A 26,870-nucleotide genomic window follows, 5' to 3' on the forward strand; every position below is an offset into this window, starting at 1 on the left:
TTCGCTCGCTTATAATGCAAGGCCGTGCCTTCTAGTCGGCCTTGCGGCCGTCTGTGATGTCCACCACGCCCAGCAGGAAAGTCTTCCTCATCAGCTACGGCTGCCAGATGAACGAGTACGACTCGGCCAAGATGGTCGACGTGCTCGCCGCCTCGCATGGCTACGAGCGTACCCAGAATCCGGACGAGGCCGATCTTTTGCTGCTCAACACCTGCTCGGTGCGTGAGAAGGCGCAGGAAAAGGTGTTTTCCGAGCTCGGCCGCTGGCGGGACTGGAAGCAGCAGGTTCCGGGGCGTTTGATCGGCGTCGGCGGCTGCGTCGCCTCGCAGGAAGGCCAGGCACTCACCGAGCGCCAGCCGCTGGTCGACATCGTCTTCGGCCCGCAGACGCTGCACCGGCTGCCGCAACTGTTGGACGCGACCCGCGCGGCGCGCAAACCGGTGGTCGACGTCAGCTTTCCGGAGATCGAGAAGTTCGACCGCCTGCCGGAGCCGCGCGCGGAAGGTCCGAGCGCCTTCGTCAGCATCATGGAGGGCTGCTCGAAGTACTGCACGTTCTGCGTCGTGCCGTACACGCGCGGCGCGGAGGTCAGCCGGCCGCTCGACGACGTGCTCGCCGAGATCGCCCAGCTCGCCGAGCAGGGCGTGCGCGAGGTGACGCTGCTCGGGCAGAACGTCAACGCCTACCGCGGGCGCATGGGTTCGGGCGGCGAGGTTTGTGATCTGGCGCTGCTGATCGGCTACGTGGCGCGCATCCCGGGCATCGAGCGCATCCGCTACACCACCTCGCATCCGGCGGAATTCAGCGACGCGCTGATCGACGCGTTTGCCGAGGAGCCGAAGCTGGCCAGCTACCTGCACCTGCCGGTGCAATCCGGCTCGGATCGCATCCTCGGCATGATGAAGCGCGGCTACACGCGCGAGCGCTATCTCGACCGGATCCGCCGCGTGCGCGCGGCACGGCCCGACATCTCGCTGTCGACGGACTTCATCGTCGGCTTTCCTACCGAGACCGACGCCGATTTCGCGATGACCATGGATCTGATCCACGAGGCCGGCTTCGACTGCGCGTTCAGCTTCATCTACAGCCCGCGACCGGGCACGCCGGCGGCGAATCTGCGCGACACCGTCAGCGACGCCGACAAGCACCGGCGGCTCGACATTCTGCAGACGCGCATCCGTGCGCTCGACGATGAATTCAAGCGCAAGCTGGTCGGCACGACGCAGCGCGTGCTGGTCGAGCGTCCGGCGCGCCGTCCCGGGCAGATGGCCGGTCGCACCTCGACCAATCGCTGGGTCAACTTCGAAGCTCCGGCGTCGCTGATCGGGCAGTTCGTCGACGTCGAGGTGACCGAGGCGCTCAACAATTCACTGCGCGGGCGTCTGGTCGTCGCGCAGGAATGCATCGCATGACGACCTCGTCAGCGCGCACCGCCCAGGCCCGTGCCGAGGTCGTCTTAGAACCCGATGACGGCCAGCGCCTCGCCAATCTCAACGGGCCGTTCGACGCCCATCTGCGCCAGATCGAGCTGCGTCTGGGCATCGAGATCCGCAATCGCGGCAACCGCTATCAACTGATCGGCTCGCGGCGCGACATCGCCTCGGGCGAGGCGGTGCTGAGCCAACTGTTCAATCAGACCGTCGACGACACCATCACCAGCGAGCACGTGCACCTGGCACTGGCCGAGCACGGCGGCGCGATCGCGGACACCGCAGACGACGCCAACCCGGCGAGCGCGCACGACGAGGTGGTGATCCGGACCAAGCGCGGCGTGGTGCGCGGACGTGGTCCGCAGCAGAAGGCGTACTTGAAGGCGATCGCGACGCACGACCTGAACTTCGGCGTCGGTCCGGCGGGCACCGGCAAGACCTATCTGGCCGTCGCCAGTGCGGTGCAGGCGCTCGAACGCGACCGCGTGCGCCGGCTGGTGCTGGTGCGTCCGGCGGTCGAGGCCGGCGAGAAGCTCGGCTTTTTGCCCGGCGACATGGCGGACAAGATCAACCCCTATCTGCGGCCGCTGTACGACGCGCTCTACGAAATGCTCGGTTTCGAGAAGGTCGCACGGCTGATCGAGAAGAGCGTGATCGAGATCGCGCCCTTGGCGTTCATGCGCGGGCGCACGCTCAACGAGTCCTTCGTGATTCTCGACGAGGCGCAGAACACCTCGGTCGAGCAAATGAAGATGTTCCTCACGCGCATCGGCTTCGGCAGCGTCGCCGTGGTCACCGGGGACATGACGCAGGTCGATCTGCCCCGGCACCAGACCTCGGGCCTGCGCCAGTCACTGGAAGTCTTGCAGGGCGTGCCGGGGATCAGCTTCACGCACTTTGGCAAACAGGACGTGGTGCGCCATCCGCTGGTGCAGGCGATCGTGCAGGCCTATGACGATTTCGATCGGCGTCAGTCGCCAGAGAAGGCGCCATGAGTGGCGTCACCTCCGGTGCTGGGTCGATCGTCGTGCAACGCGCCGTCAAGGCTGTCGGCGTACCGACGAATGCCAGCCTGCGCAGCTTCGCGGCCGCGGCCCTGCCGGCGCGCCATGGCGAACTGACCATCCGCATCGTCGACGAAGCCGAAAGCCGCGCGTTCAACCGCCGCTACCGCGGCAAGGACAAGCCCACCAATGTGCTGTCCTTCGCCGGCGAGGCTGAGGTGCTGGGCGATCTGCTTATCTGCGCGCCGCTGGTGATGCGCGAGGCGCACGAACAGAACAAGATGCCGCGCGCGCACTGGGCGCACCTGGTCGTCCATGGCTGCCTGCACCTGCGCGGTTACGATCACGAGCATCCGCAGGATGCACAGCGCATGCAGGCTCGCGAGATCCGCATCCTCAAGCGTCTGGGTTTCGGGAACCCCTATCGATGAACGAAGGCGACAGTAGTCAGAAACACGACGACAACGGCTTGTCGAACTGGTGGCGCCGCGTGACCCAGCGGCTCGCCGGCGGCCCGCCGCGCACGCGCGGGGACTTGCTCGAACTGCTGCGCGAGGCGCAGCAGGCGGGGCTGATGGATGCCGATGCGCTGTCGATGTTCGAGGGCATTCTCGAAACGGCCGAAACGCAGGTGCGTGACGTGATGGTGCCGCGCGCGCAGATGGTCGTCGTCGACCAGGCCTGGCCGTTGGAGCGCATCCTCGCGGTGGTCGTCGAGTCCGGGCACTCGCGCTTTCCGGTGATCGGCGACTCCAAGGACGAGGTCGTCGGCATGCTGCTGGCCAAGGATCTGCTCAGGTTCAGCGGCGCGGTGCCGGGCTTCGATCCAGGCAGTTTCGACCTGCGAAGGTTGATGCGGCCGGCGGTCTTCGTGCCCGAGTCCAAGCGCCTGAACGTGTTGCTCAAGGACTTCCGTCGTGGCCGCAATCACATGGCGCTGGTCGTCGACGAGTACGGTGGCGTCGCCGGCCTGGTGACCATCGAGGACGTGCTCGAACAGATCGTCGGCGAGATCGACGACGAGTATGACGAGGCGGAGAGCGCCCCCATCCTCAAGCAGGACGAGCGTCGCTACCTGGTGAACGCGTTGACGCCGATCGAGGAGTTCAACGCCTATTTCGGTACGGACTTCCCCGACGCGGAGTTCGATACCGTCGGCGGCTTCGTGTTGCACCGCTTCGGCCGCATGCCCAAGCGTGGCGAGAGCGTGCGCATCGACCGTTTCAACTTCAACGTGCAGCGCGCCGACGGCCGGCGGGTGCATCAGTTCCAGGTCAGCCTGGCGCCGGACTGATGCGCATCGTTCTGCGCTTCGCCGGCGTGCTGCTGATCTTTGCATCGGCGGTCACCGCGGCGGTGGCGGCAACGCCGGCTGCGCCGCAGATCAGCCTGCTGACCTTCGCCCCCGGCCAGATCTACTGGCAGCGCTTCGGCCACAACGCGCTGCTGGTGCGCGAGGCCGGTGCCGCGCCGCAGGTCTACAACTACGGCATCTTCGATTTCGGCCAGAAGCATTTTTTTCTCAATTTCGTGCGCGGCCGTATGCTCTACCGGCTCGACGTGGCGCCGCTGGACTGGACGCTGCGCCAGTACGCCGCCGAAGGGCGCTGGGTGATCGAGCAGCCGCTTGCGCTCGATGCCGCACGCGCGCGCGCGCTGGCCGATCATCTGGCGTGGAACGCGCGCCCGGAAAACGCCCACTACCGCTACGACTACTTTCTCGCCAACTGTTCGACGCGCGTGCGTGACGTGCTCGATCAGGCGCTCGATGGCGCGCTGCGCCGGCAGCTCGCCGCGCGTCCCGCAAGCGGCACCTATCGCAGCGAGGTGCTGCGCCTGATGGCGCCGATGCCGGCGCTGATGGCCGGCATGGATCTGGGCCTCGGGCCGCGCGTCGATGTGCCGCTCGATCAGTGGGATGAAGGCTTCATTCCCGAGCGGCTGATGCAGGCCCTGCGGCAGGTGCGGATCGACGATGCCGAGGGCATAGGCCGCGCGCTGATCGCCGGCGAACGCACCTTGGTGGCGGCGAATGCCGTCGATCGCGGCGCGCCGCCGCGGCTGGACCTGCCGTTTCTGCTCGTCGGTTTGGCACTGGCGGCGGTGCTGGTCCTGCTCGCCCGCCACCGCGCGCAGGCGGTCGCACGCGCCGGATTCGCGGCGCTCGCGATGGTGTACGCGCTCGTCGCCGGCTTGGGCGGTGCCGTGCTGCTGCTCGGCTGGTTGGCGACCGATCATTGGGGCATGGCACGCAATCACAATCTGCTGCTGCTGCATCCGCTGTGGTGGCTGCTGCTGCCGGCGCTGGTGCGCCACGCCGGACAGCGGCCGGCGCGGCGCTCGGCCTGCACGCGCACGGTGACGTGGCTGACGGCGGCGGCCGGCGTCGCGGCGCTGCCGCTGGCGCTGTTCGGCGCGCAGCCCAACCTGCACTGGGTGGCGCTGTTGCTGCCGCCCGGCCTCGCGCTGTTGTACGGACTGCAGCGCAGGCCGTAAGACCGGCCGCGCTGCTCGCGGCTTGCGCCCCGTCGGCCGCGTGCAGGCGACCGGCGGGTTGGGGTTCAGGTCTTGTACGAGGGATCGCGCCGGTCGAGGCGCCGCAGCAGGCCGGGCCAGGCGAGCCGACCGCCGAGGCCGCGCGTCACTGCGCTCGCGGCCCGCTGCACGCCAGCGAGGATCTCGGGATTGACCGGCACCAGCTCGCCGCCGCCCGCCAGGGCGCGCACCTGGATCGTGCACGCGGCCTCGAAGACGTACATCGCGAGGAAGGCATCCGCCGGCGTCGCGCCGACGGTGAGCAGACCGTGATTGCGCAGCATCAGGAAGGTCTTGTCACCGAGGTCGGCGACCAGACGCGGCTTCTCCTCGTCACGCAGCGCGATGCCCTCGTAGTCGTGATAGGCCAGCGAGGCCAGCACCAGCGTCGACTGCTGCGAGATCGGCAGCAGCCCTTGCCGCTGCGCCGAGACGGCGACGCCGTTGAGCGAATGCGTGTGCATCACGCACTGGGCATCGGCGCGCGCCGCGTGGATGGCGCTGTGGATGGTGAAGCCGGCCGGGTTGATCTCATGGGGGCTGTCCATGACCTTGCGCCCGTCGAGGTCGACCTTGACCAGACTGGACGCGGTGATCTCCTCGAACAGCCAGCCATAGGGGTTGATCAGAAAATGGTGCTCGGGGCCGGGCACGCGCGCGGAGATGTGCGTGAACACCAGGTCGTCCCAGCCGTAATCGGCGACCAGACGGTAAGCGGCGGCGAGATCGACGCGGACCTGCCATTCCTCGGCGGATACCTTGCTGCGCACATCGTCCATGGCGATCGTCCCCCGTGCGGCGCGACATGCGCCCCGTTACGCTAACGTTAATGCATCGAGGAGTGCCGGTGGAGAATCAATTGCTGCTCGCGTCGCGCTCGCCGCGTCGCCAGGATCTGCTGCGGCAGCTCGGCCTGCGTTTTGCCTTGTGCGCAGCGGACGTGCTTGAGCAGCCCCGCCCCGGCGAAGCGGCCACCGATTACGCCTGCCGCATGGCGCTGGCCAAGGCCCACGCCGGCCGTCAGGCGAGCGGGACGACGATGCTGCCCGTGCTCGGCGCCGACACCGACGTCGTCCTCGACGGCGAGGTCCTCGGCAAGCCCGCCGACCGCGACCACGGCATCGCGCTGCTGCAACGGCTGTCCGGGCGCACCCACCAAGTGGTTTCGGCAGTCGCCCTCGTCGACGGGGCGCGCCAAGCGGTGCGCCTGTCGGTCACCGAGGTGTGCTTCGGTGACATCACGCCAGCCATGGCGCAGGCGTACTGGGCCAGCGGCGAGCCGGCCGACAAAGCCGGCGGCTACGCGATCCAAGGGCTCGGCGCCGCTTTCGTGCGCGAGATCCGCGGCAGCTACAGTGGCGTCGTCGGTCTGCCGCTGTACGAAACCTGCGAGCTGCTGCGCGACTTCGGCATAGAGGTCGTCGCCTCAGCCGTTTCACGTCCGCCGTCTCACACCCCATGAGCACCGAAATCCTCGTCAACATCGGCCAGCAGGAAACGCGTGTCGCACTGGTCGAAGGCGGCGCCGCGCAGGAGATCCACATGCAGCGCGCGTCGCGGCACGGACTGACCGGCAATATCTACAAAGGCAAGGTGCAGCGGGTGCTGCCGGGGATGCAGGCGGCCTTCGTCGAGATCGGGCTGGAGCGCACCGCCTTCCTGCACGTGGCCGACATGGTGCCGCTGCCGGTCAACGGCGATGCCATGCCGAGCATCTCGCAGTTGCTGCACGAAGGTCAGCAGGTGCTGGTGCAAGTGCTCAAGGACCCGATCGGCAGCAAGGGCGCGCGCCTGACGACGCTGCTGTCGATCCCGTCGCGCTACCTGGTGCTGCTGCCGCATGAGAAGCACGTCGGGGTGTCCGCGCGCATCGAGGACGAGGCCGAGCGCGAGCGCCTGCGCGAAGTGCTGGACGCACTGCAGCAGCGCATGGCGCCGCAGTTCGGCCTGATCGCGCGCACTGCCGCCGAGGGGGCCGAAGCCGCCGCGCTGGAGGCCGACGTCGCCTTCCTGCTGCGCCTGTGGAAGGCGATCAGCGACCGGGCGGCCGTCAGCGAGCCGGGCACGCTGGTGCATGGCGATCTGCCGCTGTCGATGCGCATCCTGCGCGACCTGCTCGGAACCCACGTGGAGCGCGTGCGCATCGACGACGCCGAGGAATGCCGCCGGGTCAAGCAGTTCGCGCAGTTGTTCGTGCCGCAGGCGGCGCCGCTGATCGAGCTGTACGAGGGCGCGGCACCGATCTTCGATCTGTACGGCGTAGAGGACGACATCAACCGCGCGCTCAACCGTCGCGTCGACTTGAAGTCCGGCGGGCATCTGGTCATCGATCAGACCGAGGCGATGACGACCATCGACGTCAACACCGGCGCCTACATCGGTCACCGCAACCTCGAAGAGACGGTGCTCAAGACCAACCTCGAAGCGGCGCAGGCGATCGCGCGCCAACTCAGGCTGCGCAACCTCGGCGGCATCATCATCATCGACTTCATCGACATGAAGTCCGAGGATCATCGCGCGCAGGTGCTGCGCGCGCTGGAGCGCGCGCTCGCCGCCGATCACGCACGCACGCACGTGTACCCGTTCTCGCCGCTGGGCCTGGTCGAGATGACGCGCAAGCGCACGCGCGAGTCGCTCGGCCATATCTTGTGCGAGCCCTGCCCCACCTGCAGCGGGCGCGGCACGATCAAGACCGTGGAGACCGTCTGCCACGAGATCGCACGCGAGGTGCAGCGCGCCGCGCGCCAGTTCGAGGCCAAGGGCTTTCTGGTGCTGGCGGCGCCCAACGTGATCCGCGGCCTGGTCGAGGAGGAGTCCTTGGGTCTGGCCAACCTCGAAACCGCGCTGGAACGGCCGATCCGCTTGCAGGCCGAAAGCGCCTATGGGCAGGAGAGCTTCGACGTCGTGCCGCTGTAGCGCAACCGGGCTGCGTGGCCGGTTTGGCCGGATTCAGCCGCGGGCGCGACAATAGGCCTTTCTCAAGCGCCGACGAGGACGAAGCGAACGACGCATGGAACGGACCAAGCGCCGCTGGTGGACCTGGGCGGTCTCGCTGACCGCGGCTGCCGTGGTGCTCGGCGCGGTGGCCAGCGGCGCGTTCCAGCTCGCCGTGCTCGCCGTACCCAGCTACCGCGAGGATCTCGCCGTCTGGGTCGGCGAGGCCACCGGCCGGCCGGTGCAGATCGGCGGTGTGAGCCTGTCATGGCGCGGTCTGGCGCCACGCGTCGAGCTGTCCGGCATCACCCTGTACAGCGACGACGGCGCCTCGCAGATCAGCGTCGAGCGGCTGAGTCTGGGCTTTGCCCTGCGTCGCCTGCTGCGCGGCGAGTGGCTGCCGTCGCGGCTCGGGCTGTCGGGCCTGCGCGTCTCAATCGAGGGTGACGCCCACGGGCAGTGGCGCATCGCCGGCTTCGATGCCGAGGCACGTCCCGCCGCCGAGCCCTGGTGGCAGGGACTGGACCGTTTCGACCGCGTGGAACTGGAGAACTGCGAGCTGCGCATCGCACACCCCCGGCTCGGCGAGGCGCCCACTCATCTGTACTTGACCGAGGCGCGTATCGACCGCGTCGGCACTGGTGCGGTTTTCGAGGCGGGCTTGCGCCTGCCGGCCGACAAAGGGGGCACGGTGACGCTCGAGGGTGAGATCGAGACGCTCCTCGCCCCGCGGGACGAATGGGCGGGGACCTTCGAGCTGCGCTTCGACGATCTGCAGCCGCAGGGCTGGCTGCGGCCGTGGCTATTGCCGGGCGTACAGGTTCTTTCCGCCAACCTCGACGGCCGTGTCAGCGGCGAGATTCGCGGCGGGGTCGCCAGCCGCGTGCGGGTCGAACTCGGCTCGGGCGGTCTGGCGCTCGCGCGCGCCGGCGTGCTGTCGAGCGCCAGCGCCACGACCGCCGTCATCGACCTGCTGCGCAACCCTCAGGGCTGGCGCGTGGATGTCGCCGAGCTGCGCTTCGACGACCAGATCCTGTTGCGCGGCAGCCTGCGCATGGACCGTCTCGACGACGGCTGGGCCTGGGACGTCGATGCCGATCGGCTCGAACTGACACGGCTGGCGCCATGGGGCGGCGTCTGGCGTGACGCACCGGTGGCGCTGCAGCTCCTCGCCGGCAGCGGCGGCGAGGTCGAAGGCCTGGTGTTGCGCTACCGCGAGGGCGCGGACGCGCCGCGCTTTGCCGTGCGCGCGCGCCTGCGCGATCTGGCGCTGCGCTCGCAGCACGGCTTCGAGCTGCGCGGACTCGACGGCGAGATCAGCGCCGACGAGAACGGCGGCAGCTTGCGTCTCGCCGAGGGGCCGGTCACGCTGTCGCTGCCGCAGACCATGGACCCCGAGGTGCCGCTCGACCGGCTCGTCGGCGATCTCGGCTGGGCCCGCACCGCCGCGGGCTGGCGCGTGTACAGCGACGGCTTCGCGCTGCGTCTGGCGAGTATCAGCGCGAGCGGACGCGTCGAGCTGCAATTTCCGCGCGACGACAAGCCGCGCATCGATCTGGCCGCGACCCTGACCGCGGGCGACGCGCTCGATGCACTGCCGTACATGCCTCGGCATTGGCCCGACAGCTTGAAGAACTGGCTGCGGCGCGGCATCGTCGCCGCGCGCGTGCCGCACGGGGATCTGCGCATCCGTGGACCGCTGTCCGACTTTCCGTACGAGAGCCGTCCGACGGGGGAATGGTCGCTGGAACTTGAAGTCGCCGACGCCACGCTCGACTACGCCCCCGACTGGCCGCGCATCGACGATCTGCGCACGCGCCTGTTGTTCAGCGGCAATGGCCTGCGCGCCGAGGTGCTGGCCGCGCGCTCGCTCGACAGTCACGTGAACGAGGGCACGGTGCGCATCGACGATTTCGACGCGCGCCGGCTCGATGTGGATGTCCAGATCGATGGCACGCTGCCCGGGCACTACGCCTTCTTGCGCGCCTCGCCGCTGCGCCGGCCACTGGCGGCGCTGCTCGAGCGCACGCAGGTGCAGGGTGAGGCTCGCGTGTCGCTGCACCTCGACATCCCGCTGCGCGAGGTCGCCGCCACCGCCGTCGCGGGCCGCGTCGTCGTCGATGGCGCGAGCCTGCGTTATGCCGACCTCGAGCCGCCGATCGAGGCGCTGTCCGGTGCGATCGCGTTCAACCGTCAAGGCGTCACCGCCGAGAACCTGCGCGCACGCTTCGCCGGCGTGCCGCTGGATCTGCGCATCGATGCGTGGCCGGGTACCGCCGGCGTCATTCACGCCGCGTGGCGCTTCGCGCCACAGGTCGGGGACGAAGGCATGTCGCGCTTCATCCCAGGCTTCGTGCGGCAACACCTCGACGGCGCCAGCGACTGGCACGCCGAGCTGCCGCTGCGTGCCGACGCCGCGCTGACGCTGCAGTCGGACCTGCGCGGCACGGCGATCACGCTGCCGCCGCCGCTGGCCAAGGCCGCAGACGAGGCCGAGACGCTGCGCTTGCGCATCGGCGGCGCCGACATGGGCGCGACACGTGTCGGCCTGCACTACGGCACGCGTGCAGCGATGGACCTTTTGCTGCGCGGGGCCGAGGCGCGAGCGGTTGACGGCCTGCACCTGCGCCTCGGCGCCGACGAGACGCCGCTCGCGCGTCCCGGGCGTGTCGACATCGACGGGAGCATCGACGAGCTCGATCTCGCCGCCTGGGCGCAGCTGTTCGCACCGCCGGCGGCGCCGCAGGCCTTTGCCGACGGGGCTGCGACGACCGCCGACGCGCGCCTGCGCATCGACGGCGCCGACATCGCCGCCGGCCGCCTGCGCTGGGGGCGCACCACGATCGGCGCGACGCGTCTGATCTACGCGCCGCAGGACGAGGGCTGGCGCGTCGACCTCGACGGTGCCGGCGCGCGCGGCGAGTTGCGCTGGCTGCGGCAGGACGGCGGACGGCTGGTCGCACGGCTGCAGCACCTGAACGTCGAGACGCTGCACCTGCCGGGTGCCGAAGCGGGTGACGAGGACGCACGCCATGGGCCGGTCGATCCAACGGCGCTGCCGACGCTGGACCTGACCGCCGATGCATTGCGCCTGGGCCAGACGCGGCTCGGGCGCGGCGAGCTGGTCACGCAGCGCATCGACGGCGGCCAGGCGATTCGCAGCCTACGCTTGGTCGGCGGCGATGCCGAGCTCGCGGCCGACGGCAGTTGGCGTCGCACCGATGGCCGCTCCTTCGCACGGCTGCAATTCGAGCTACGCACCGGATACGCCGACCGCGTGCTGGTCGCCCTGGGTTACGCGCCCAACGTCAAGGCCGAGTCGGCCACGGTGAGCTCGCTGCTGTCGTGGGCGCCGCGCGAGCAGGGTCTGCGCTGGGAACTGGCCGAGGGTGAGATCGAACTGGACTTTCGTAACGGTCAGCTCAGCGCGGTCAAGCCCGGTGCGAGCCGCGCGCTGGCTCTGCTGAACTTCTACACGCTGCCGCGCCGGCTCGCGCTGAACTTCGACGACGTGGTCGGCGAGGGCCTGGCCTTCGACCGCATCAGCGGTGCGTTCACGCTCGCCGACGGCAAGGCGACGACGCAGAACCTGCGCGTCGACGGCACCTCGCTGAGCATGGACGTGCGCGGCAGCGTCGGTCTGCTCGCGCGCGACTACGACCAGCGCGTGACCGTCTATCCGGATGTATCGTCCGGCGTGACCCTCGGTGCCGTGCTGCTCGGCGGACCCGCGGTCGGGGCGCTAGTGCTGCTCGCGCAAGAGCTGCTCGACAAGCCGCTGGACCAGGTCACCCAATTCAGCTACCGCATCAGCGGTTCCTGGGACAATCCGCGCATCGAGCGTATCGACGCCGGCAGCAGACCGGCCGCCACGGCGAGGTGAGTCGATGAGCATGCAGGCCGCAGTGATTCAGATGAACGCCGGCGCCGACCGCGATGCCAACCTCGCGCAGGCTGCGCACTGGTTGCGCGCCGCGGCCGCGGCCGGCGCGCGGCTCGCAGTGCTGCCGGAAAACTTCGCCTGCATGGGCACTCGCGAGACCGACAAGCTGGCGCTGGCCGAGGTCGACGGCAGCGGGCCGATCCAGGATTTTCTCGCCACGCAGGCGCGCACGTTGTCGCTATGGATCGTCGGCGGCACGATTCCGCTCGCGGTCCCCGGCGAGGCGGGACGTGTCTTTGCCGCCTGCGGCGTGTGGAACGCGCGCGGCGAGCGGGTCGCGCGCTACGACAAGATTCATCTGTTCGACATCGAAGTCCCCGACGGCAGCGGCGAGCGCTACCGCGAGTCCGCGACGATCGCGCCCGGCGCGCCGGTGCCGGTCGTGGTCGACACGCCCTTGGGGCGGCTCGGCCTGTCGGTGTGCTATGACCTGCGCTTCCCCGAGTTGTATCGGCGGCTGCTCGCGCAAGGTGCCGAGCTGCTCTGCGTGCCTTCGGCATTCACCGCGCGCACCGGCGAGGCCCATTGGGAGATACTCCTGCGCGCACGCGCGGTCGAGAACCTCTGCCACGTGCTCGCGTCCAATCAATGCGGCACGCATGGCGGCGGCCGCCGCACCTGGGGACATAGCTGCATCATCGACCCCTGGGGACGCGTGCTCGGTGATGCCGGCGACGCCCCCGGCATCGTCGTCGCCGACGTCGATGCCGCCGCGCGCGACGCGACGCGCCGCCGTTTTCCCGTCCTCGACCACCGCCGCCTATCCTGAGCCGCTACCCGCATCATGACCGACACGCTCGACATCGCCCGCAAGACCCTGCTCGATCCCGCGCAACTCGACGGCGTCGCGATCGAGCGCGTGCTCGACCGGCTGATGAAGCCTGGGGTCGACGCCGCCGATCTGTACTTCCAGCAGTCAATGACCGAGACCTGGACGCTGGAGGACGGCATCGTCAAGTCCGGGGCGAACCATGCGGAGCGGGGCGTCGGCGTGCGCGCCTGCGCCGGCGAGAAGCAGGGTCTGGCGTATTCCGATGCACTTGAACTGCCGGCGCTGATCGACGCCGCGCAGGCGGCCGGTGCGATCGTGCGCCACGGCCAGCAAGGCTGCGTACGCGCCGCCACGAGCAAGACCGTGCGCGCGCTGTATCCCGCGCTCGATCCGGTGCAGACGCTGGCAGTGCCGACCAAGCTCGAGCTGCTGCGGCGCGCCGATCGCGCCGCGCGCGCCGCCGATGCGCGCGTCGTGCAGGTGACGGTCTCCTTGGCCGCGCGCGCCGAGACCGTGCTGATCGCCGCGAGCGACGGCACGCGCAGCGCCGACGTGCGCCCGCTGGTACGCATGGACGTCAGCGTCATCGTCGAACACCAGGGGCGCCGCGAGCAGGGCCACGCCGGCGCCGGTGGCCGCGGCGCCTACCTCGACTTTCTCGGCGGCGAGCGGCCCGAACAGCTCGCACGGGAGGCCGTGCGCATGGCGCTGGTCCAGCTCGACGCGGTGCCGGCGCCGGCCGGTACGCTGACCGTCGTGCTCGGACCGGGCTGGCCCGGCGTGCTGTTGCACGAGGCGGTCGGTCATGGTCTGGAAGGCGACTTCAATCGGCGCGGGTCCTCGGCGTTCTCCGGGCGCATCGGCCAGACGGTGGCGTCGCCGCTGTGCACGGTGGTCGACGACGGCACGCTGCCGGGACGGCGCGGATCGCTCACCGTCGATGACGAGGGCACGCCATCGCAATGCACGACCCTGATCGAGAACGGCGTGCTGCGCGGCTACATGCAGGACAAGCTCAATGCGCGGCTGATGAAGACCGCACCGACCGGCAACGGCCGCCGCGAGTCCTACGCCGCGCTGCCGATGCCGCGCATGACCAACACCTACATGCTGCCGGGTGCGCACGATCCGCAGGAGATCATCGCCTCGGTGGACAAGGGTATCTACGCGGCGAACTTCGGCGGCGGCCAGGTCGACATCACCAGTGGCAACTTCGTGTTCTCCGCGTCCGAGGCCTACCTGATCGAGAACGGTAGGATCACGCGGCCGGTGAAGGGCGCGACGCTGATCGGCAACGGCCCCGAGGTGCTGACGCGCGTGTCGATGGTCGGCAACGATCTGAAGCTCGATGCCGGTATCGGCGTCTGCGGCAAGGACGGTCAGAGCGTGCCGGTGGGGGTCGGCCAGCCAACCTTGAGGATCGACGGGCTCACCGTCGGCGGCACCAGCGGTTGACGCTGCCGCCGTCATCGCTAAAGTCGGGCGCATGGCAACGCGGGCACAAGGATGCTTGAGGGTCATCGGCGGTCAGTGGCGTTCGCGCCTGATCGAGTTCGATGCCGCGGACGGCGTGCGCGCGACGCCCGATCGTGTCCGTCAGACCTGCTTCGACTGGCTGGCGCCGTTGATCGAGGGCGCGCGCTGCCTCGATCTGTTCGCCGGCAGCGGCGCGCTCGGTATCGAGGCGCTGTCGCGCGGCGCCGCGCACTGCACCTTCGTCGAGCAGGGGCCGCGCCAGTGCGCGCGCGTCAAGGACGCGCTGCTGAACCTCAAGGCGCAGCATGCCGACGTCGTGGCCATGGACGCGATCTACTTCCTGCAGCAGACCTGGCATCGCTATCACGTGGTGTTCCTCGATCCGCCGTTCGAATCGGACCTGCTCGTGCGTGCGCTCTGCGAGCTGCCCAAGGTGCTACATCCGCACAACCGCATCTTCCTCGAATGGGGTGCGGACAAGCCGGTGCTGCCGGAGCGTTTCGAGTGGCTGCGTGAGAAGCGCGCCGGCCAGGTGGGTTACGGCCTGGCCATTTATCACCATCCCGCCGCGCGCGGCTGAGGATCGGGCGCGTATAGTGGCCGCTTCCCTCGATCCCACGGCGAACAGGAAGCAAGACATGGTCACCGCGGCTTACAGCGGCACCTTCGATCCGATCACCTTCGGCCACTTCGACATCATCCAGCGCGCATCCGCGATGTTTCCGCGCCTGATCGTCGCGGTGGGTCTGAATCCAGCGAAGAATCCGCGTTTCGATCTCGACGAGCGCGTTGCGCTGATCCGCGAGGTGGTCAAGGCACTGCCAAACGTCGAAGTGAAGGGTTTTTCCGGGCTGGTCGTCGATTTTGCGCGCGACAACGGCGTGACCGTGCTCGTGCGCGGCGTGCGCACGGTCGGCGACGTCGACTATGAAAAACAGATGGCGGTGATGAACCGCGATCTGTATCCGGCCCTCGACACCGTGATGCTGGCGCCGTCGCCGGCGTACGCGCATCTGTCGTCGTCGCTGGTGCGCGAGCTCGCGGCGCTGGGTGCGCCGGTCGAGAAACTGGTGCCGGCGGCGGTGATTCCGGCGCTGCGCGCGCGCATCGGTCTGAAATGACGGTCCGGGCGGCATGGCGCTGAAGATCACGCACGAGTGCATCAACTGCGATGTCTGCGAGCCGGTGTGCCCCAACCACGCCATCTACCAGGGCGTGGAGATCTACGAGATCGACCCGGATCTGTGCACCGAATGTGTCGGCCACTTCGACAAGCCGCAGTGCCAGACGGTGTGCCCGGTCGACTGCATTCCGCTCGATCCCGAGCACGCGGAAACCCGTGAGCAGTTGATGGAGAAATACCGGCGGCTGGTGAATGTTGTCGGTCCGCAGACGAACGCGGATGAACGCGGATGAATTCAAATACGAACTTTCCTCTGCGTGTATCCGCGTTCATCTGCGGACTATTGCTGTTGTCTTCGGCGCAGAGCGCCGCGCCGCCCGGCCACGCCTGTGCGACCGCGCATCCGCTGGCGACGCAGACGTGCATGCAGGTGCTCGACGACGGCGGCAATGCGTTTGACGCCGCGGTTGCCGCGAGCGCCGCGCTGGCCGTGGTCGAGCCCACCGGCTCGGGCATCGGCGGCGGCGGCTTCTGGCTGCTGCACCGCGCCCGTGACGGCTTCGAGGTCTTCGTCGACGGCCGCGAGACCGCGCCGGCTGCGGCGCATGCCGACATGTATCTGGGTGCAAACGGCCAAGCCGATCCGCTGCGCTCGCGCGATGGCGCGCTCGCCGCGGCCATTCCGGGCGAGCCGGCGGCACTGGTCCACATCGCGCGCGAATACGGCAGCAAGCCGCTGGCCGAGCTGCTGGCGCCGGCGATCGCCTACGCACGCGACGGATTTGCGATCGACCGCAAGCTCGCGGAGGCGATCGAACGGCATCTGCCGCGGCTGTCGGGTGCGGCGCCGGCCGTGTTCGCGCCGCAGGGCCGGCCTCTTGGCGAAGGCGAGCGGCTGCGCCAGGTCGATCTGGCCTGGACCCTCGAACGGCTCGCCCGGGACGGACACGCCGGCTTCTACGACGGCGAGGTCGCGCAGCGCCTGCTGCGCGCCGCGCAGCAGGCCGGCGGTATCTGGACCGCGACCGATCTGCGCCGCTATGCCGTGGTCGAGCGCGAGCCGCTGATCGCCTACTTCCGCGATTGCCGCATCGTCACCAGTCCGCCGCCGTCGGCGGGGGGCGTGGCGATGGCCCAGGTGTTTCATCAGCTCGAAGTGCTCGGCTGGCAGGACGACGGCAGCCTCCGTAGCCAGCATCTGTTCGTCGAGACGCTGCGCCGCGCCTACCGCGACCGCGCGTTCTGGCTCGGCGACCCGGATTTCGTTTCGATGCCCCTGGCCCAACTGACCGGGCGCAGCCACGCCGTGCGGCTCGCCGCGAGCATCGACGCGCGACGCGCGACGCCGAGCAGCAGTCTGCCGCCGGCGCTGCCGACGTCGGAGGGCAGCGACACCACCCACGTGTCGGTGCTCGATGCCGACGGCAACCGCGTCGCGGCCACGCTGTCGATCAACCTGCCCTTCGGCTCGGGCTATATGGCCCCCGGCACCGGCGTGCTGTTCAATGACGAGATGGACGACTTCGCCGTCCAAGTCGGCGCGCCCAACGCCTACGGTCTGGTCGGCACCGCGGCGAATGCGATCGCGCCGCACAAGCGGCCGCTGTCGTCGATGACGCCAAGCTTCGTCGAGGGGCCGCGCGGACTTTTGCTGATCGGCACCCCCGGCGGCAGCCGCATCATCACGATGGTGATCCAGGGCATCCTCGCTTGGATCGGTGGCGCCGACGCGCAGACCCTCGTTGCGCGACCGCGCCTGCATCACCAATATCTGCCGGACATCGTCCAGCTCGAAGCCGGTTACGCCGACGCGCAGCGGCAGGCCGAGTTACGGGCGCTCGGCCACGGTCTCACGGTGCTCGAGCCCTGGGGCAACCTGCAGGTCGTGAGCTGGGACGTGCGTGCCGGCACGCTCGAGGCCGCCAGCGATCCGCGCGGCGTCGGCGCGGCGCAGGTTCGCCTACACGACTGAATCGCAGTGCCGGCTACGCGGCGAGGCGCTGGCCGCGCCCCGTGGCGCGGCCGCGCACGCTGCGCGCAAGAATGCGGCGCAGGCGCTCGGCGTTGATCGGCTGCGGCCGGCGCCGCAGCTCGCCGTAGCGGTTCTGGCGGCTGAGCGCTTCGATGCGCGCAAGATGTGCGCGAATCGTCGCGACGTAGGGATTCGGCCCGCCGAAGTGGGCGTCGAGGAAGCGGTGCACGCCGCCGAAATAGCCATCGAGCCGTTCTGCCCAGAGCCGGCGGTTGAACTCGGCGGTCTTGGCCAGTAAATCCTCGGCCGAGCGGTAGACGGCCTTGTGGCCATCGCCGGCGAGTCCGCAGAGCACGAACTCGCGGTACAGGAAGTCACGGCATTTTTCGAGATAGCAGCGATCGGCGGTCTGCGCCAGCACGTCGGCGCTGCCGAGCAGGAAGCCGAGCAGGCGATCCTTGCGGTGTGTGACCGGGATCTGGTCGAGCGCGATCTCGTAGCCGGTGAAATGCACGACGCGTCGCGCCAGGCTGGCCTCGGCGGCGAAGCCCACGGTCGGCAGGAACCACGCCAGGAATTCGCCGCTGCGGTGCACGTGGGTGAGCGTGTACTCGGCGCCGTTGGCGGCCGTGTCGCCTTTGCGCCGAATGTATCCGGCGTCGTGGAACAGGGCGATGATCAGGCCGAGCACCGCGCGGCGCGGTCCGAGCCGGCTCGCGGCTGGCACGCTGCGCTCGTGGCCGTCGACGAGCCGCACCATCGCCAGCGTGCAGTCGAGGCTGTGCTGGGCGTCGTGATACCAGGTGTCGCAGCCGGCATAGCCGGGCAGCGTGCCGGCATAGAGCCGGCCGAAGGTATCGAAGGCCTGATGCAGCGGCGCCGGATTCAGGTCGGGGTACAGCTCGGCCAGGAGCCGGCACACGGCCGCTTCGACGTCCGCGGGATGCGAGATGCGTACGGTGTTGGTGACGTCGTAGTGATTGCGCCGCTGTGCGCTCATCGGCCTGCCTCCGGCGCATCATCGTCGTGATGTGACCGGGTTCGATGTTAGACCCGCGCAAGCCGGCCTGAACAGTGAACCGCTGCTCATTTCGCGCTTGACGCGACCAGTTCCGCGACCACCGGAGCATGATCGGATGGCCGCTCCAGGCGCCGCGGCGCGGTGTCGATCCAGCATTGCACGCAGCGCGCGGCCAGCGGCGGCGACAGCAGCACGTGGTCGATGCGCAGGCCCATGTTGCGGCGGAAAGCCGCCTGCCGGTAGTCCCACCACGAGAAGCTCTGCGGCGGCTGCTCGAACAGCCGGAAACCGTCCTTGAGGCCGAGCGCGAGCAGCGCGCGCAGACCGTCGCGCTCGGCCTCGGAACACAGGATCTGCCCCTCCCAGGCGGCGGGGTCATGGGTGTCCTCCGGCGCCGGCGCGATGTTGAAATCGCCGACCACGGCGAGTTCCGGGTAGCGGCTCAGCTCCTCGGCGACGTATCGTCGCAGTGCCTCGAGAAAGCGCAGCTTATAGTGGTACTTGTCGCTGCCGACGGCCTGGCCATTGACGACGTAGACGTTGATCACGCGCACGCCGTCGACGGTGCCGGCGATCACGCGACGCTGCTCGTCCGCAAAGCCGGGCAGGTCGCGGACGACGTCGGTGATCGGCAGCCGCGACAGCAGCGCGACGCCGTTGTAGGTCTTTTGTCCGTTGTGCACCGCGTGATAGCCGGCCGCCGCGAGTTCGGCGTGCGGGAAGGCCTCGTCGACCAGCTTGGTTTCCTGTATGCCGATGACGTCGACCGGGCAGGCGGCGAGCCAGTCGAGCAGCTGCGGCAGGCGCACGCGCAGCGAGTTCACGTTCCAGGTCGCGATCTTCATCGTGTCGGATTCGAAAAGTTGGCGCCGCAGCATAGCCGCTGTGGACGCCGCCGGTCGCGCCGCGGCGACCTGCCGTCCTCGACGGCGCGAAACTGCGCGGAAATTGCATGGTCATTTGATGTTAGGCCCGCATGCGTCGGCGCTCGGTCGCGCGATCGATGCATGCGGGATGTCAGACGGCCGTCAATAGGCGTAACCTGAAGGCCGCCGTCGCGGGTGCAACGGAGATCTTTGATGAGTGTTCTGGAGAATTTCCGCAGTCACTATCTCAAGGCGCGCGACGAGGAGATGTCGCTGTTCGATTACCTCGAGCTGTGCAAGCGCGAGCCGATGGCCTATGCGACGCCGGCCGAGCGTATGTTGGCCGCCATCGGCGAGCCCGAGATCGTGGACACGCGCAACGATCCGCGCCTGTCGCGCATCTTCTCCAACCGCGTGATCCGGCGCTATCCGGCCTTCCGCGAGTTCTACGGCATGGAGGAGGTGATCGCGCAGATCGTCGCCTACTTCAAGCACGCCGCGCAGGGCCTGGAGGAGAAAAAGCAGATCCTGTATCTGCTCGGGCCGGTCGGCGGTGGCAAATCCTCCATCGCCGAGCGGCTCAAGTCCTTGATGGAAGTGCATCCGATCTATGCACTCAAGGGCTCGCCGATCAACGAATCGCCGCTCGGTCTGTTCCACCCGGAGCGCGACGGCGCCGCGCTTCAGAAGGAGTACGGCATTCCCAAGCGCTACCTCAGCGGCATCGCCTCGCCGTGGGCGATCAAGCGCCTCGCCGAGTTCGACGGCGACATCACCCGTTTCAAGGTCGTGCGTGTGCAACCCTCGGTGTTGCGGCAGGTGGCGATCACCAAGACCGAGCCCGGCGACGAGAACAACCAGGACATTTCCTCGCTGGTCGGCAAGGTCGACATCCGCAAGCTGGAGAAATTCGCCCAGGACGATCCGGACGCCTACAGTTACTCCGGCGGTCTGTGCCTGGCCAACCAGGGCCTGCTCGAATTCGTCGAGATGTTCAAGGCACCGATCAAGATGTTGCATCCGCTGCTGACCGCCACGCAGGAAGGCAACTTCAAGGGCACCGAGGGGTTCTCGGCGATTCCGTTCAACGGCATCGTGCTCGCGCACTCCAACGAGGCGGAGTGGCAGAGCTTTCGCAACAACAAGCACAACGAGGCCTTCCTCGACCGCGTCTACATCGTCAAGGTGCCGTACTGCCTGCAGGTGTCCGAGGAGGTGAAGATTTACGAGAAGCTGCTGCGCAACAGCTCGCTGGCCTCGGCGCCTTGTGCGCCCGGCACGCTCGAGATGATGGCGCAGTGGTCGGTGCTGACGCGCCTCAAGGAGCCGGAGAACTCCAGCATCTACGCGAAGATGCGCGTTTACGACGGCGAAAACCTCAAGGACACCGATCCTGCCGCCAAGTCGCTGCAAGAGTATCGGGACTACGCCGGTGTCGACGAGGGCATGGACGGCATGTCGACGCGCTTCGCCTACAAGGTGCTGTCGGCCACGTTCAACTACGATCAGACCGAGGTCGCGGCCAACCCCGTGCACCTGATGTATGTGCTCGAACAGCGCATCCTGCGCGAGCATCTGCCGGAGGAAAAACAGCGCCGCTATCTCGAATTCATCAAGGCCTGGCTGGCGCCGCGCTACGCCGAGTTCATCGGCAAGGAGATCCAGACCGCCTACCTCGAATCCTATGGCGAGTACGGCCAGAATATCTTCGACCGCTACGTCACCTTCGCCGACTACTGGATCCAGGACGAGGACTACCGCGACCCGGAGACCGGCGAATCCTTCGACCGCGCCGCGCTCAACGCCGAGCTGGAGAAGATCGAGAAGCCCGCCGGCATCGCCAACCCCAAGGACTTTCGCAACGAGATCGTCAACTTCGTGCTGCGTGCGCGCGCGCAAAGTGGCGGCAAGAATCCGCACTGGACCAGCTACGAGAAGCTGCGCGAGGTCATCGAGAAGAAGATGTTCTCCTCGACCGAGGAGCTGCTGCCGGTGATCTCGTTCAACGCCAAGGCTTCGGCGGAGGACCAGAAGAAGCACGAGAACTTCGTCGGCCGCATGGTCGCCAAGGGCTATACGGAAAAGCAGGTACGTCTGCTATCGGAGTGGTATCTGCGCGTGAGGAAAAGCTCGTGAAACGTGAAGGCCCGACCCCTGCCACCTGGGTCTTGCGTCTCACGTCTTACGTCTCACGCGCATGCCAGCGCCGCGAGCCATGAGCATCATCATCGACCGCCGGCTCAACGACCGCAACAAGAATGCGCTCAATCGCAGCCGCTTCTTGCGCCGCTACAAGGCGCAGATCCGGCGTGCGGTCGACGATCTGGTCGCACGGCGTTCGATCACCGACATGGATCGGGGTGGTGAGGTCAAGGTGCCGGTCAAGGACATCTCCGAGCCGGCCTTCCGCCACGGCAAGGGCGGTGACCGCGAAGTCGTGCATGCCGGAAACCAGCATTACGCGCAGGGTGACCGCATACCGCGGCCGCCGCCCGAGCAGGGCGGTGCCGGCGGCCAGGGGCAGGGCGAGGCAGAGGACGATTTCGTCTTCAGCCTCACGCGCGAAGAGTTCATGAATCTGTTCTTCGACGATCTCGAACTGCCGCGCCTGGTCCGCAACGTGCTCGGCGATGTGCGCGAATACAAGTGGCGCCGTGCCGGGTATACGCCGAGCGGCGTGCCGGCCAACCTCTCGGTGCTGCGTTCCCTGCGCAACGCCCAGGCACGGCGCATCGCCGTCGGCGCACCGTTGCGCGCCGAACTCGAAGCGGCCGAGGCCGAGTACGCTCGTGCGCCGAGCGAAGAACTGGCGCAGCGGATCGAGGCCCTGCGCTCGCGCCTCGCGCGCCTGCCCTTTCTCGACGAGATCGACCTGCGCTTTCGCCATCGCGTGCGCGAGCCGCAGCCGGTGGCGCGGGCGGTGATGTTCTGTCTGATGGACGTCTCGGCGTCGATGACCGAGGACAAGAAGGATCTGGCCAAGCGCTTCTTCACGTTGCTGTACCTGTTCCTCAGCCGTAAATACGAACGCGTCGAGCTGGTGTTCATCCGCCACACCGACAACGCGCAGGAAGTCGATGAGCAGACCTTCTTTTACGGCACGCAGAGCGGCGGCACGGTGGTGTTGTCCGCGCTCAAGTTGATGCACGAGATCATCCAGGCGCGTTACGATCCGACGAGCTGGAACCTCTACGGCGCGCAGGCCTCGGACGGCGATGCCTTCGGCGCCGATCCGGAGAAGAGCCGCGCCTTCCTCGAAGAACGCCTGCTGCCGCAGTTGCGCTACTTCGCCTACGTGGAGATCCCCGACGAGCCGGATGCAGTCGGCATGCTCGCGCATGCCTACGCGCGCATCGACGATCCGGCGTTCGCGATGAAAAGCGTGTCCGCGCGCAACCAGATCTACCCGGTGTTGCGCGAGCTGTTCGCCAAGGACGTGGCATGACACCGCCATCCACGATGCGGACCTCGGCGCAGCCGCTGTCGACCGGCGGCGAGTGGAGCTTCGAGCTGATCGACCGCTACGACCATGCGATCCGCGAGATCGCCGTCGGCGAGTTCGGGCTCGACTGCTATCCGAATCAGATCGAGATCATCGCCTCCGAACAGATGCTCGATGCCTACGCCTCGCTCGGCTTGCCGATCGGCTACCCGCACTGGAGCTTCGGCAAGGAATTCATCCGCAACGAGCACCTGTACCGCAAAGGCCATCAGGGCCTGGCCTACGAGATCGTGATCAACTCCAACCCCTGCATCGCGTATTTGATGGAGGAGAACACGATGCCGATGCAGGCGCTGGTGATCGCGCACGCCTGCTACGGGCACAACTCGTTCTTCAAAGGCAACTACCTGTTCCGGCAGTGGACCGATGCCGAGGCGATCATCGACTACATGGTGTTCGCGAAGAAGTACGTGATGCAGTGCGAGCAGCGCTACGGTGAGCAGGCGGTCGAGGAGATCCTGGATTCCTGCCACGCGCTGATGCAGCACGGTGTGGACCGCTATCACCACCCGGCACCGCTATCGGTCGAGGAGGAGCAGCAACGCCAGGTCGAACGCGAGAAGCATGCCTGGCGCCAGTATGACGAGATCTGGCGCACCCTGCCCAGGCCGCGCGGCGACGGCAAGCGGCGCAACCAGCCTGCCGAGACGCGCTATCCGGCCGAACCGCAGGAGAACATCCTGTATTTCATCGAAAAGCACTCGCCGCGGCTCGAACCCTGGCAGAGCGAGCTGGTGCGCATCGTGCGCAAGCTGGCGCAGTACTTCTATCCGCAGGGCCAGACCAAGGTCATGAACGAGGGCTGGGCCACGTTCTGGCACTACACCATCCTCAACCGTCTGTTCGACAAGGGCCTGGTCGATGCCGGCTTCATGCTCGAAGTGCTCAGCGCGCACACCAACGTGATCGCCCAGCGCGGCTTCGATCAGCGCGGCTACCGCGGCATCAACCCCTATGCGCTGGGCTTTGCGATGTTCAGCGACTTGAAGCGCATCTGCGAGAAGCCGACGCCGGAGGATCGCAGTTGGTTTCCGGACATCGCCGGCGGCGACTGGCGTCGCGTGCTCGATTTTGCGATGCGCAACTACAAGGACGAGTCCTTCATCGGCCAGTACCTGTCGCCGCGCTTGATGCGCGAGTTCCGGCTGTTCGCGATCGCCGACCGCGAAGGCGAGGACAGCTACCTGGTCGACGCGATCCACAACGATGAGGGCTATCGCCGTCTGCGCCGGCTGATGGCGGCGCAGTACGACCGTGACAACCAGATCCCGGACGTGCAAGTGGTGCGCTACGAGCGCCGCGGCGACCGCTCATTGACACTGCGCCACCGCCGCCATCGCGGCCGTCCGCTCGCCGACGACGCCGAACAGGTGCTGCGTCATCTGCACCGGCTGTGGGGGTTCACCGTGCGTCTGGTCACCGTCGACGACAACGACAAGGAAGTGGAGATGCGCGAGATCAAGTAGGGGCTGCGCTACCAGAGCGTGCGCAGCGGCCGATAGTCGAGCAGATCCTGATCGGCAGTGACGAGGGTCAGGTTTCGCCGGATCGCCTGTGTGGCCAACATGCGATCGAAGGGATCGCGGTTCGGTCGGATGGCGGCGAGTCCGGAAGCGTCCGCTGCCACGAAGGCCAGGGCCGAGAACCCCAGCGCGGTCAACTGTGGTGCGAATTCGTCGGCCAGATGCGCGTACGCGGAGAGCAAACGCTCGCGCTTGAGATCGAACTCCACGATGCTGATGCTGGAGAAATGTATCAGCGACGACGGTGTTTCGAGCAGCTTGCGCGCCTTCTTCGACAAACGGTCCGGGGCAGCAAGACACCAGAGCGCGACATTGGTATCGATCAGGTATTCCAAGCGTCGAGCTCGGCCTTGGTGAGGGGCGCCGACAGGCTGTCGAGCTGGGCCTTGCTGAACTTGTCCTGCCACGCACCGAACGTTCGACGGCCGTCGGCGACGCAGCGCAGTTCGAAGTTCTCGACCCGGTTGCCGCGGCGTCGCGAGAATCGGATGACCTCACCCTGAGCGGCTCGGTCGCATACCGCGGCGAGCTTGGCCTTGACTTCGGAAATGCCGATGGTTTCCGTCATAGTGATCTTTACAATGAGTTCGGGTCATTGTTGACCGATCCAATTGACCGGTCAATCACTTTGCCACGATCCGGCAGCTTCCCCGGCCAGCCCGCTGTGCCGCAGCAGCGCGTCGATACTGGGCTTGCGCCCGCGGAACTCGACGAAGATGTCCATCGCGTCCTTGGCGCCACCCTGCGCCAGCACGGTATCGCGAAAGCGCATGCCGGTCTCGGCGGCGAAGTTGGATTCCTCGAAGGCGGCGAAGGCGTCGGCCGACAGCACTTCGGCCCACTTGTAGCTGTAGTAGCCGGCCGCGTAACCGCCGGCGAAGATGTGCGAGAAACTCCACGGCATGCGGTTGAATGGCGGCGGTTTGATCACCGCGATCTCGTCGCGGATGGCGTCGATCACGCGCAGCACGTCGGCGCCGCGCGCCGGGTCGTAGTCGCGGTGCAGGCGCAGGTCGAACAGCGCGAACTCGAGCTGACGCAAGGTCGCAAGGCCGGTCTGGAAATGACGCGACGCGCGGAGCTTGTCGATCTGGTCATCGGGGAGCACCTCACCGGTCTGCCAGTGGCGCGCGAAGCTGCGCAGTGTCGCCGGGTCGAAGGCCCAGTTCTCCATGAACTGGCTTGGCAGTTCGACCGCGTCCCAGGCCACGCCGCGGATGCCGGAGACGGCCGCCTCGTCGACACGTGTGAGCAGATGGTGCAGGCCGTGGCCGAATTCGTGGAACAGCGTCAGCACTTCCTCATGGGTCAGCAGCGCCGGCTGCCCCGGACGCGGCGGCGTGAAGTTGCACACCAGGTAGGCGGACGGCCGCTGCAAGCCGCAAGGGCTGCGACGGCGGCCCAGGCATTCGTCCATCCACGCGCCGCTGCGCTTCTCATCGCGTGCATATGGATCGAGATAGAACAGGCCGATGGCCTCGCCGCCGGCCTCGGTCAGCGTCCACACGCTCACGTCGGGGTGCCAGGTGCTGACGTGCTCGGCGCGTTCGACGCGCACGCCGTACAGGCGCTCCACCAAACCGAACATGCCGGCGAGCACACCGGGCAGCGGGAAATAGGGGCGCAGCGCCTCCTCGGCCAGTCCCAGTGACTCGGTCTTGAGCTTCTCGGCGTAATAGGCCATGTCCCAGGGCTGTAAGTCCTCGAGCCCGTGCAGCTTGCGCGCGTACTCCCGCAGCGTGTCCAGCTCGGCGCGTGCGCGCGGCTTGGCGCGCGCGGCAAGATCGGTGATGAAGGCCTCGACCTGACCGGGCGACTCGGCCATCTTGGTCGCCAGGGACAGCTCCGCGTAATTGGCATAGCCGAGCAGCTTGGCCAGCTCAAAGCGCGCGGCGAGGATCTGTTCGATCAACGGGCCGTTGTCGAAGCATCCGGCCTGGGGGCCCTGGTCCGAGGCGCGCGTCGCGTAGGCGGTGTAGAGCTCGCGGCGCAGATCGCGATCATCGGCGTAGGTGATGACCGCGTCGTAGCTCGGAAAGTCGAGCGTCAGCAGCCAGCCGTCCTGACCCTTGGCCCGCGCCTTGTCGCGCGCCGCCTGCCGCGCCGCCTCGGTCATGCCGGCGAGTCGCGCCTCGTCGGTCACGAGCAGGCCGAAGGCCTGGATCGCGTCCATCAGGTTCTCTTCGAACTTGGTCTGCAGTTCGGAGAGCTTGAGCGACAGTTCCTTGAAGCGGGCCTTGTCGTCCGGTGGCAGACCGATGCCGGACAGGCGGAAGTCGCGCAGCGCATCGCTGATGACCTTGCGCCGCGTCGGCGAGTAGCTGGCGAACGCCGGGCTGTCGGCGATTGCCTGATAGGCGCGGTACAGCGGCTCGGACTGCGACAGTTCTACGTTGTAGGCGGTGACCTTGGGCAGGCAGGCGTTGTAGGCCTGGCGCCACTCGGCGCTGCTGGTGACGCTGAACAGGTGGGACACCGGGCCCCAGACCCGTTGCAGGCGGTCGGCCAGGTCTTCCAGCGGTTCGATCAACGTCTCCCAGGTGGGCGCCGTGGCAGACGCCAGCAGGCGTTCGATGGCGGCGCGGTTCGCCGCCAGCACTTCGTCGAGCGCCGCCTCGGCGAATTCGGGGCGGAGGCGGTCGAACGGCGGCAGCGGCGCGCTGGCAGGGTCGAGCAACAGGGGATTCTGCATGGGGAACGACGACGAGCGGACGGCCCGCTATCGTGGGGACGGCGCCGCCCCATTTCCAGTCGATTTTTTCTAAGCCG

23 protein-coding genes are annotated in these 26,870 nt (G+C 67.9%); 17 read left to right on the top strand and 6 right to left on the bottom strand.

The annotated features are described in order from the left end of the window. Window positions 1-56: 56 nt before the first annotated feature. The 5 genes from miaB to ABSH63_RS02065 are packed head-to-tail and all read left to right on the top strand — an operon-like array spanning window position 57 to window position 4,930. A complete protein-coding gene (gene miaB / locus ABSH63_RS02045; RefSeq protein ID WP_352886968.1) occupies window positions 57-1,412 on the top strand; it encodes a tRNA (N6-isopentenyl adenosine(37)-C2)-methylthiotransferase MiaB in 1,356 nt (451 codons plus the stop codon). Continuing rightward, window positions 1,409-2,425 carry a PhoH family protein gene (locus tag ABSH63_RS02050; RefSeq protein WP_352886970.1) on the top strand — a complete coding sequence of 339 codons (1,017 nt, stop codon included), beginning with the start codon at window positions 1,409-1,411 and terminating at the stop codon, window positions 2,423-2,425. The genes miaB and ABSH63_RS02050 overlap by 4 nt, the downstream gene beginning before the upstream one ends. Beyond that, window positions 2,422-2,865, top strand: a complete 444-nt coding sequence (gene ybeY / locus ABSH63_RS02055) for an rRNA maturation RNase YbeY (RefSeq protein ID WP_352886971.1) — start codon at window positions 2,422-2,424, stop codon at window positions 2,863-2,865. The genes ABSH63_RS02050 and ybeY overlap by 4 nt, the downstream gene beginning before the upstream one ends. Then, window positions 2,862-3,728, top strand: a complete 867-nt coding sequence (locus ABSH63_RS02060) for a CorC family transporter (protein ID WP_352886973.1) — start codon at window positions 2,862-2,864, stop codon at window positions 3,726-3,728. Before ybeY ends, ABSH63_RS02060 begins: the two co-directional genes overlap by 4 nt. Next, window positions 3,728-4,930 carry a lipoprotein N-acyltransferase Lnb domain-containing protein gene (locus ABSH63_RS02065; protein ID WP_352886975.1) on the top strand — a complete coding sequence of 401 codons (1,203 nt, stop codon included), beginning with the start codon at window positions 3,728-3,730 and terminating at the stop codon, window positions 4,928-4,930. Before ABSH63_RS02060 ends, ABSH63_RS02065 begins: the two co-directional genes overlap by 1 nt. Window positions 4,931-4,995: 65 nt before the next feature. Here the strand turns inward: ABSH63_RS02065 and ABSH63_RS02070 are convergent, their stop codons facing one another. Beyond that, on the bottom strand, window positions 4,996-5,748 hold the full coding sequence (locus ABSH63_RS02070) for a class II aldolase/adducin family protein (RefSeq protein ID WP_352886977.1): 753 nt from the start codon (window positions 5,746-5,748) through the stop codon (window positions 4,996-4,998). Window positions 5,749-5,816: 68 nt separating this feature from the next. On the opposite strand from ABSH63_RS02070, the gene ABSH63_RS02075 reads away from it, so the two are divergent. The 9 genes from ABSH63_RS02075 (at window position 5,817) to ggt (ending at window position 17,189) form a co-directional block, all read left to right on the top strand. Continuing rightward, window positions 5,817-6,431, top strand: coding sequence for a Maf family protein (locus tag ABSH63_RS02075; protein ID WP_352886980.1), 615 nt, complete (start codon window positions 5,817-5,819; stop codon window positions 6,429-6,431). Next, window positions 6,428-7,885 carry a ribonuclease G gene (rng, locus tag ABSH63_RS02080; RefSeq protein WP_352886983.1) on the top strand — a complete coding sequence of 486 codons (1,458 nt, stop codon included), beginning with the start codon at window positions 6,428-6,430 and terminating at the stop codon, window positions 7,883-7,885. The genes ABSH63_RS02075 and rng overlap by 4 nt, the downstream gene beginning before the upstream one ends. A 94-nt stretch (window positions 7,886-7,979) precedes the next feature. Next, a complete protein-coding gene (locus ABSH63_RS02085; protein WP_352886986.1) occupies window positions 7,980-11,786 on the top strand; it encodes a YhdP family protein in 3,807 nt (1,268 codons plus the stop codon). A 4-nt stretch (window positions 11,787-11,790) separates the two neighbouring features. After that, window positions 11,791-12,615: a carbon-nitrogen hydrolase family protein gene (locus ABSH63_RS02090; RefSeq protein WP_352886988.1), complete on the top strand. Its 825-nt coding sequence runs from the start codon at window positions 11,791-11,793 to the stop codon at window positions 12,613-12,615. Window positions 12,616-12,630: 15 nt separating this feature from the next. After that, a complete protein-coding gene (gene tldD, locus ABSH63_RS02095) occupies window positions 12,631-14,073 on the top strand; it encodes a metalloprotease TldD (protein ID WP_352886991.1) in 1,443 nt (480 codons plus the stop codon). Window positions 14,074-14,104: 31 nt separating this feature from the next. After that, window positions 14,105-14,674, top strand: a complete 570-nt coding sequence (gene rsmD / locus ABSH63_RS02100) for a 16S rRNA (guanine(966)-N(2))-methyltransferase RsmD (protein ID WP_352886993.1) — start codon at window positions 14,105-14,107, stop codon at window positions 14,672-14,674. A gap of 58 nt (window positions 14,675-14,732) precedes the next feature. Beyond that, entirely contained in the window at window positions 14,733-15,215 is a 483-nt protein-coding gene (gene coaD / locus ABSH63_RS02105; protein ID WP_352886995.1) for a pantetheine-phosphate adenylyltransferase, read from the top strand. 13 nt (window positions 15,216-15,228) lie between these two features. After that, on the top strand, window positions 15,229-15,510 hold the full coding sequence (locus tag ABSH63_RS02110; protein ID WP_352886997.1) for a YfhL family 4Fe-4S dicluster ferredoxin: 282 nt from the start codon (window positions 15,229-15,231) through the stop codon (window positions 15,508-15,510). Further along, window positions 15,507-17,189, top strand: coding sequence for a gamma-glutamyltransferase (ggt, locus tag ABSH63_RS02115; RefSeq protein ID WP_352887000.1), 1,683 nt, complete (start codon window positions 15,507-15,509; stop codon window positions 17,187-17,189). Before ABSH63_RS02110 ends, ggt begins: the two co-directional genes overlap by 4 nt. 13 nt (window positions 17,190-17,202) lie before the next feature. On the opposite strand, the gene ABSH63_RS02120 is transcribed toward ggt, so the two are convergent. Together ABSH63_RS02120 and xth are read right to left on the bottom strand one after the other, a co-directional pair. Further along, complete coding sequence (locus ABSH63_RS02120; RefSeq protein WP_352887003.1) at window positions 17,203-18,189, bottom strand: hypothetical protein; 987 nt, start codon at window positions 18,187-18,189, stop codon at window positions 17,203-17,205. Between the two features lie 86 nt (window positions 18,190-18,275). Continuing rightward, the gene (gene xth / locus ABSH63_RS02125) at window positions 18,276-19,055 is read right to left on the bottom strand and encodes an exodeoxyribonuclease III (protein ID WP_352887005.1); all 780 of its coding nucleotides are present in this window, start codon (window positions 19,053-19,055) and stop codon (window positions 18,276-18,278) included. Between the two features lie 234 nt (window positions 19,056-19,289). Here xth and ABSH63_RS02130 point away from each other — a divergent pair, with 234 nt between their 5' ends. From ABSH63_RS02130 to ABSH63_RS02140, 3 genes are all read left to right on the top strand, one after another. Next, window positions 19,290-21,212, top strand: coding sequence for a PrkA family serine protein kinase (locus ABSH63_RS02130; protein WP_352887007.1), 1,923 nt, complete (start codon window positions 19,290-19,292; stop codon window positions 21,210-21,212). Between the two features lie 79 nt (window positions 21,213-21,291). Further along, window positions 21,292-22,521, top strand: coding sequence for a YeaH/YhbH family protein (locus tag ABSH63_RS02135; RefSeq protein WP_352887010.1), 1,230 nt, complete (start codon window positions 21,292-21,294; stop codon window positions 22,519-22,521). Further along, a complete protein-coding gene (locus ABSH63_RS02140) occupies window positions 22,518-24,044 on the top strand; it encodes a SpoVR family protein (RefSeq protein ID WP_352887012.1) in 1,527 nt (508 codons plus the stop codon). The genes ABSH63_RS02135 and ABSH63_RS02140 overlap by 4 nt, the downstream gene beginning before the upstream one ends. 8 nt (window positions 24,045-24,052) lie before the next feature. On the opposite strand, the gene ABSH63_RS02145 is transcribed toward ABSH63_RS02140, so the two are convergent. From ABSH63_RS02145 to ABSH63_RS02155, 3 genes are read right to left on the bottom strand one after another with little or no spacing between them, the layout of a single operon-like run. After that, window positions 24,053-24,436, bottom strand: a complete 384-nt coding sequence (locus ABSH63_RS02145) for a type II toxin-antitoxin system VapC family toxin (protein ID WP_352887014.1) — start codon at window positions 24,434-24,436, stop codon at window positions 24,053-24,055. Next, window positions 24,424-24,669 (bottom strand): hypothetical protein, encoded by a 246-nt coding sequence (locus ABSH63_RS02150; RefSeq protein WP_352887016.1) that lies wholly within the window; start codon window positions 24,667-24,669, stop codon window positions 24,424-24,426. The genes ABSH63_RS02145 and ABSH63_RS02150 overlap by 13 nt, the downstream gene beginning before the upstream one ends. A 51-nt stretch (window positions 24,670-24,720) precedes the next feature. Further along, entirely contained in the window at window positions 24,721-26,793 is a 2,073-nt protein-coding gene (locus ABSH63_RS02155; protein WP_352887018.1) for a M3 family metallopeptidase, read from the bottom strand. Window positions 26,794-26,870 lie beyond the last annotated feature (77 nt).

Source organism: Sinimarinibacterium thermocellulolyticum (genome assembly GCF_040327995.1).
In the GTDB taxonomy this organism is placed as follows: domain Bacteria; phylum Pseudomonadota; class Gammaproteobacteria; order Nevskiales; family Nevskiaceae; genus Solimonas; species Solimonas thermocellulolyticum.

What these genes read in the sequence shown, in the direction of transcription:
- ABSH63_RS02140 (WP_352887012.1), top strand. Translation starts at nt 22,518, where the DNA reads ATGACACCGCCATCCACGATGCGGACCTCGGCGCAGCCGCTGTCGACC.
- ABSH63_RS02135 (WP_352887010.1), top strand. Translation starts at nt 21,292, where the DNA reads ATGAGCATCATCATCGACCGCCGGCTCAACGACCGCAACAAGAATGCG.
- ABSH63_RS02070 (WP_352886977.1), bottom strand. Translation starts at nt 5,748, where the DNA reads ATGGACGATGTGCGCAGCAAGGTATCCGCCGAGGAATGGCAGGTCCGC.
- tldD (WP_352886991.1), top strand. Translation starts at nt 12,631, where the DNA reads ATGACCGACACGCTCGACATCGCCCGCAAGACCCTGCTCGATCCCGCG.
- coaD (WP_352886995.1), top strand. Translation starts at nt 14,733, where the DNA reads ATGGTCACCGCGGCTTACAGCGGCACCTTCGATCCGATCACCTTCGGC.
- ggt (WP_352887000.1), top strand. Translation starts at nt 15,507, where the DNA reads ATGAATTCAAATACGAACTTTCCTCTGCGTGTATCCGCGTTCATCTGC.
- ABSH63_RS02150 (WP_352887016.1), bottom strand. Translation starts at nt 24,669, where the DNA reads ATGACGGAAACCATCGGCATTTCCGAAGTCAAGGCCAAGCTCGCCGCG.
- miaB (WP_352886968.1), top strand. Translation starts at nt 57, where the DNA reads ATGTCCACCACGCCCAGCAGGAAAGTCTTCCTCATCAGCTACGGCTGC.
- xth (WP_352887005.1), bottom strand. Translation starts at nt 19,055, where the DNA reads ATGAAGATCGCGACCTGGAACGTGAACTCGCTGCGCGTGCGCCTGCCG.
- rsmD (WP_352886993.1), top strand. Translation starts at nt 14,105, where the DNA reads ATGGCAACGCGGGCACAAGGATGCTTGAGGGTCATCGGCGGTCAGTGG.
- ABSH63_RS02090 (WP_352886988.1), top strand. Translation starts at nt 11,791, where the DNA reads ATGAGCATGCAGGCCGCAGTGATTCAGATGAACGCCGGCGCCGACCGC.
- ABSH63_RS02060 (WP_352886973.1), top strand. Translation starts at nt 2,862, where the DNA reads ATGAACGAAGGCGACAGTAGTCAGAAACACGACGACAACGGCTTGTCG.
- ABSH63_RS02085 (WP_352886986.1), top strand. Translation starts at nt 7,980, where the DNA reads ATGGAACGGACCAAGCGCCGCTGGTGGACCTGGGCGGTCTCGCTGACC.
- ABSH63_RS02155 (WP_352887018.1), bottom strand. Translation starts at nt 26,793, where the DNA reads ATGCAGAATCCCCTGTTGCTCGACCCTGCCAGCGCGCCGCTGCCGCCG.
- rng (WP_352886983.1), top strand. Translation starts at nt 6,428, where the DNA reads ATGAGCACCGAAATCCTCGTCAACATCGGCCAGCAGGAAACGCGTGTC.
- ybeY (WP_352886971.1), top strand. Translation starts at nt 2,422, where the DNA reads ATGAGTGGCGTCACCTCCGGTGCTGGGTCGATCGTCGTGCAACGCGCC.
- ABSH63_RS02050 (WP_352886970.1), top strand. Translation starts at nt 1,409, where the DNA reads ATGACGACCTCGTCAGCGCGCACCGCCCAGGCCCGTGCCGAGGTCGTC.
- ABSH63_RS02130 (WP_352887007.1), top strand. Translation starts at nt 19,290, where the DNA reads ATGAGTGTTCTGGAGAATTTCCGCAGTCACTATCTCAAGGCGCGCGAC.
- ABSH63_RS02120 (WP_352887003.1), bottom strand. Translation starts at nt 18,189, where the DNA reads ATGAGCGCACAGCGGCGCAATCACTACGACGTCACCAACACCGTACGC.
- ABSH63_RS02065 (WP_352886975.1), top strand. Translation starts at nt 3,728, where the DNA reads ATGCGCATCGTTCTGCGCTTCGCCGGCGTGCTGCTGATCTTTGCATCG.
- ABSH63_RS02110 (WP_352886997.1), top strand. Translation starts at nt 15,229, where the DNA reads ATGGCGCTGAAGATCACGCACGAGTGCATCAACTGCGATGTCTGCGAG.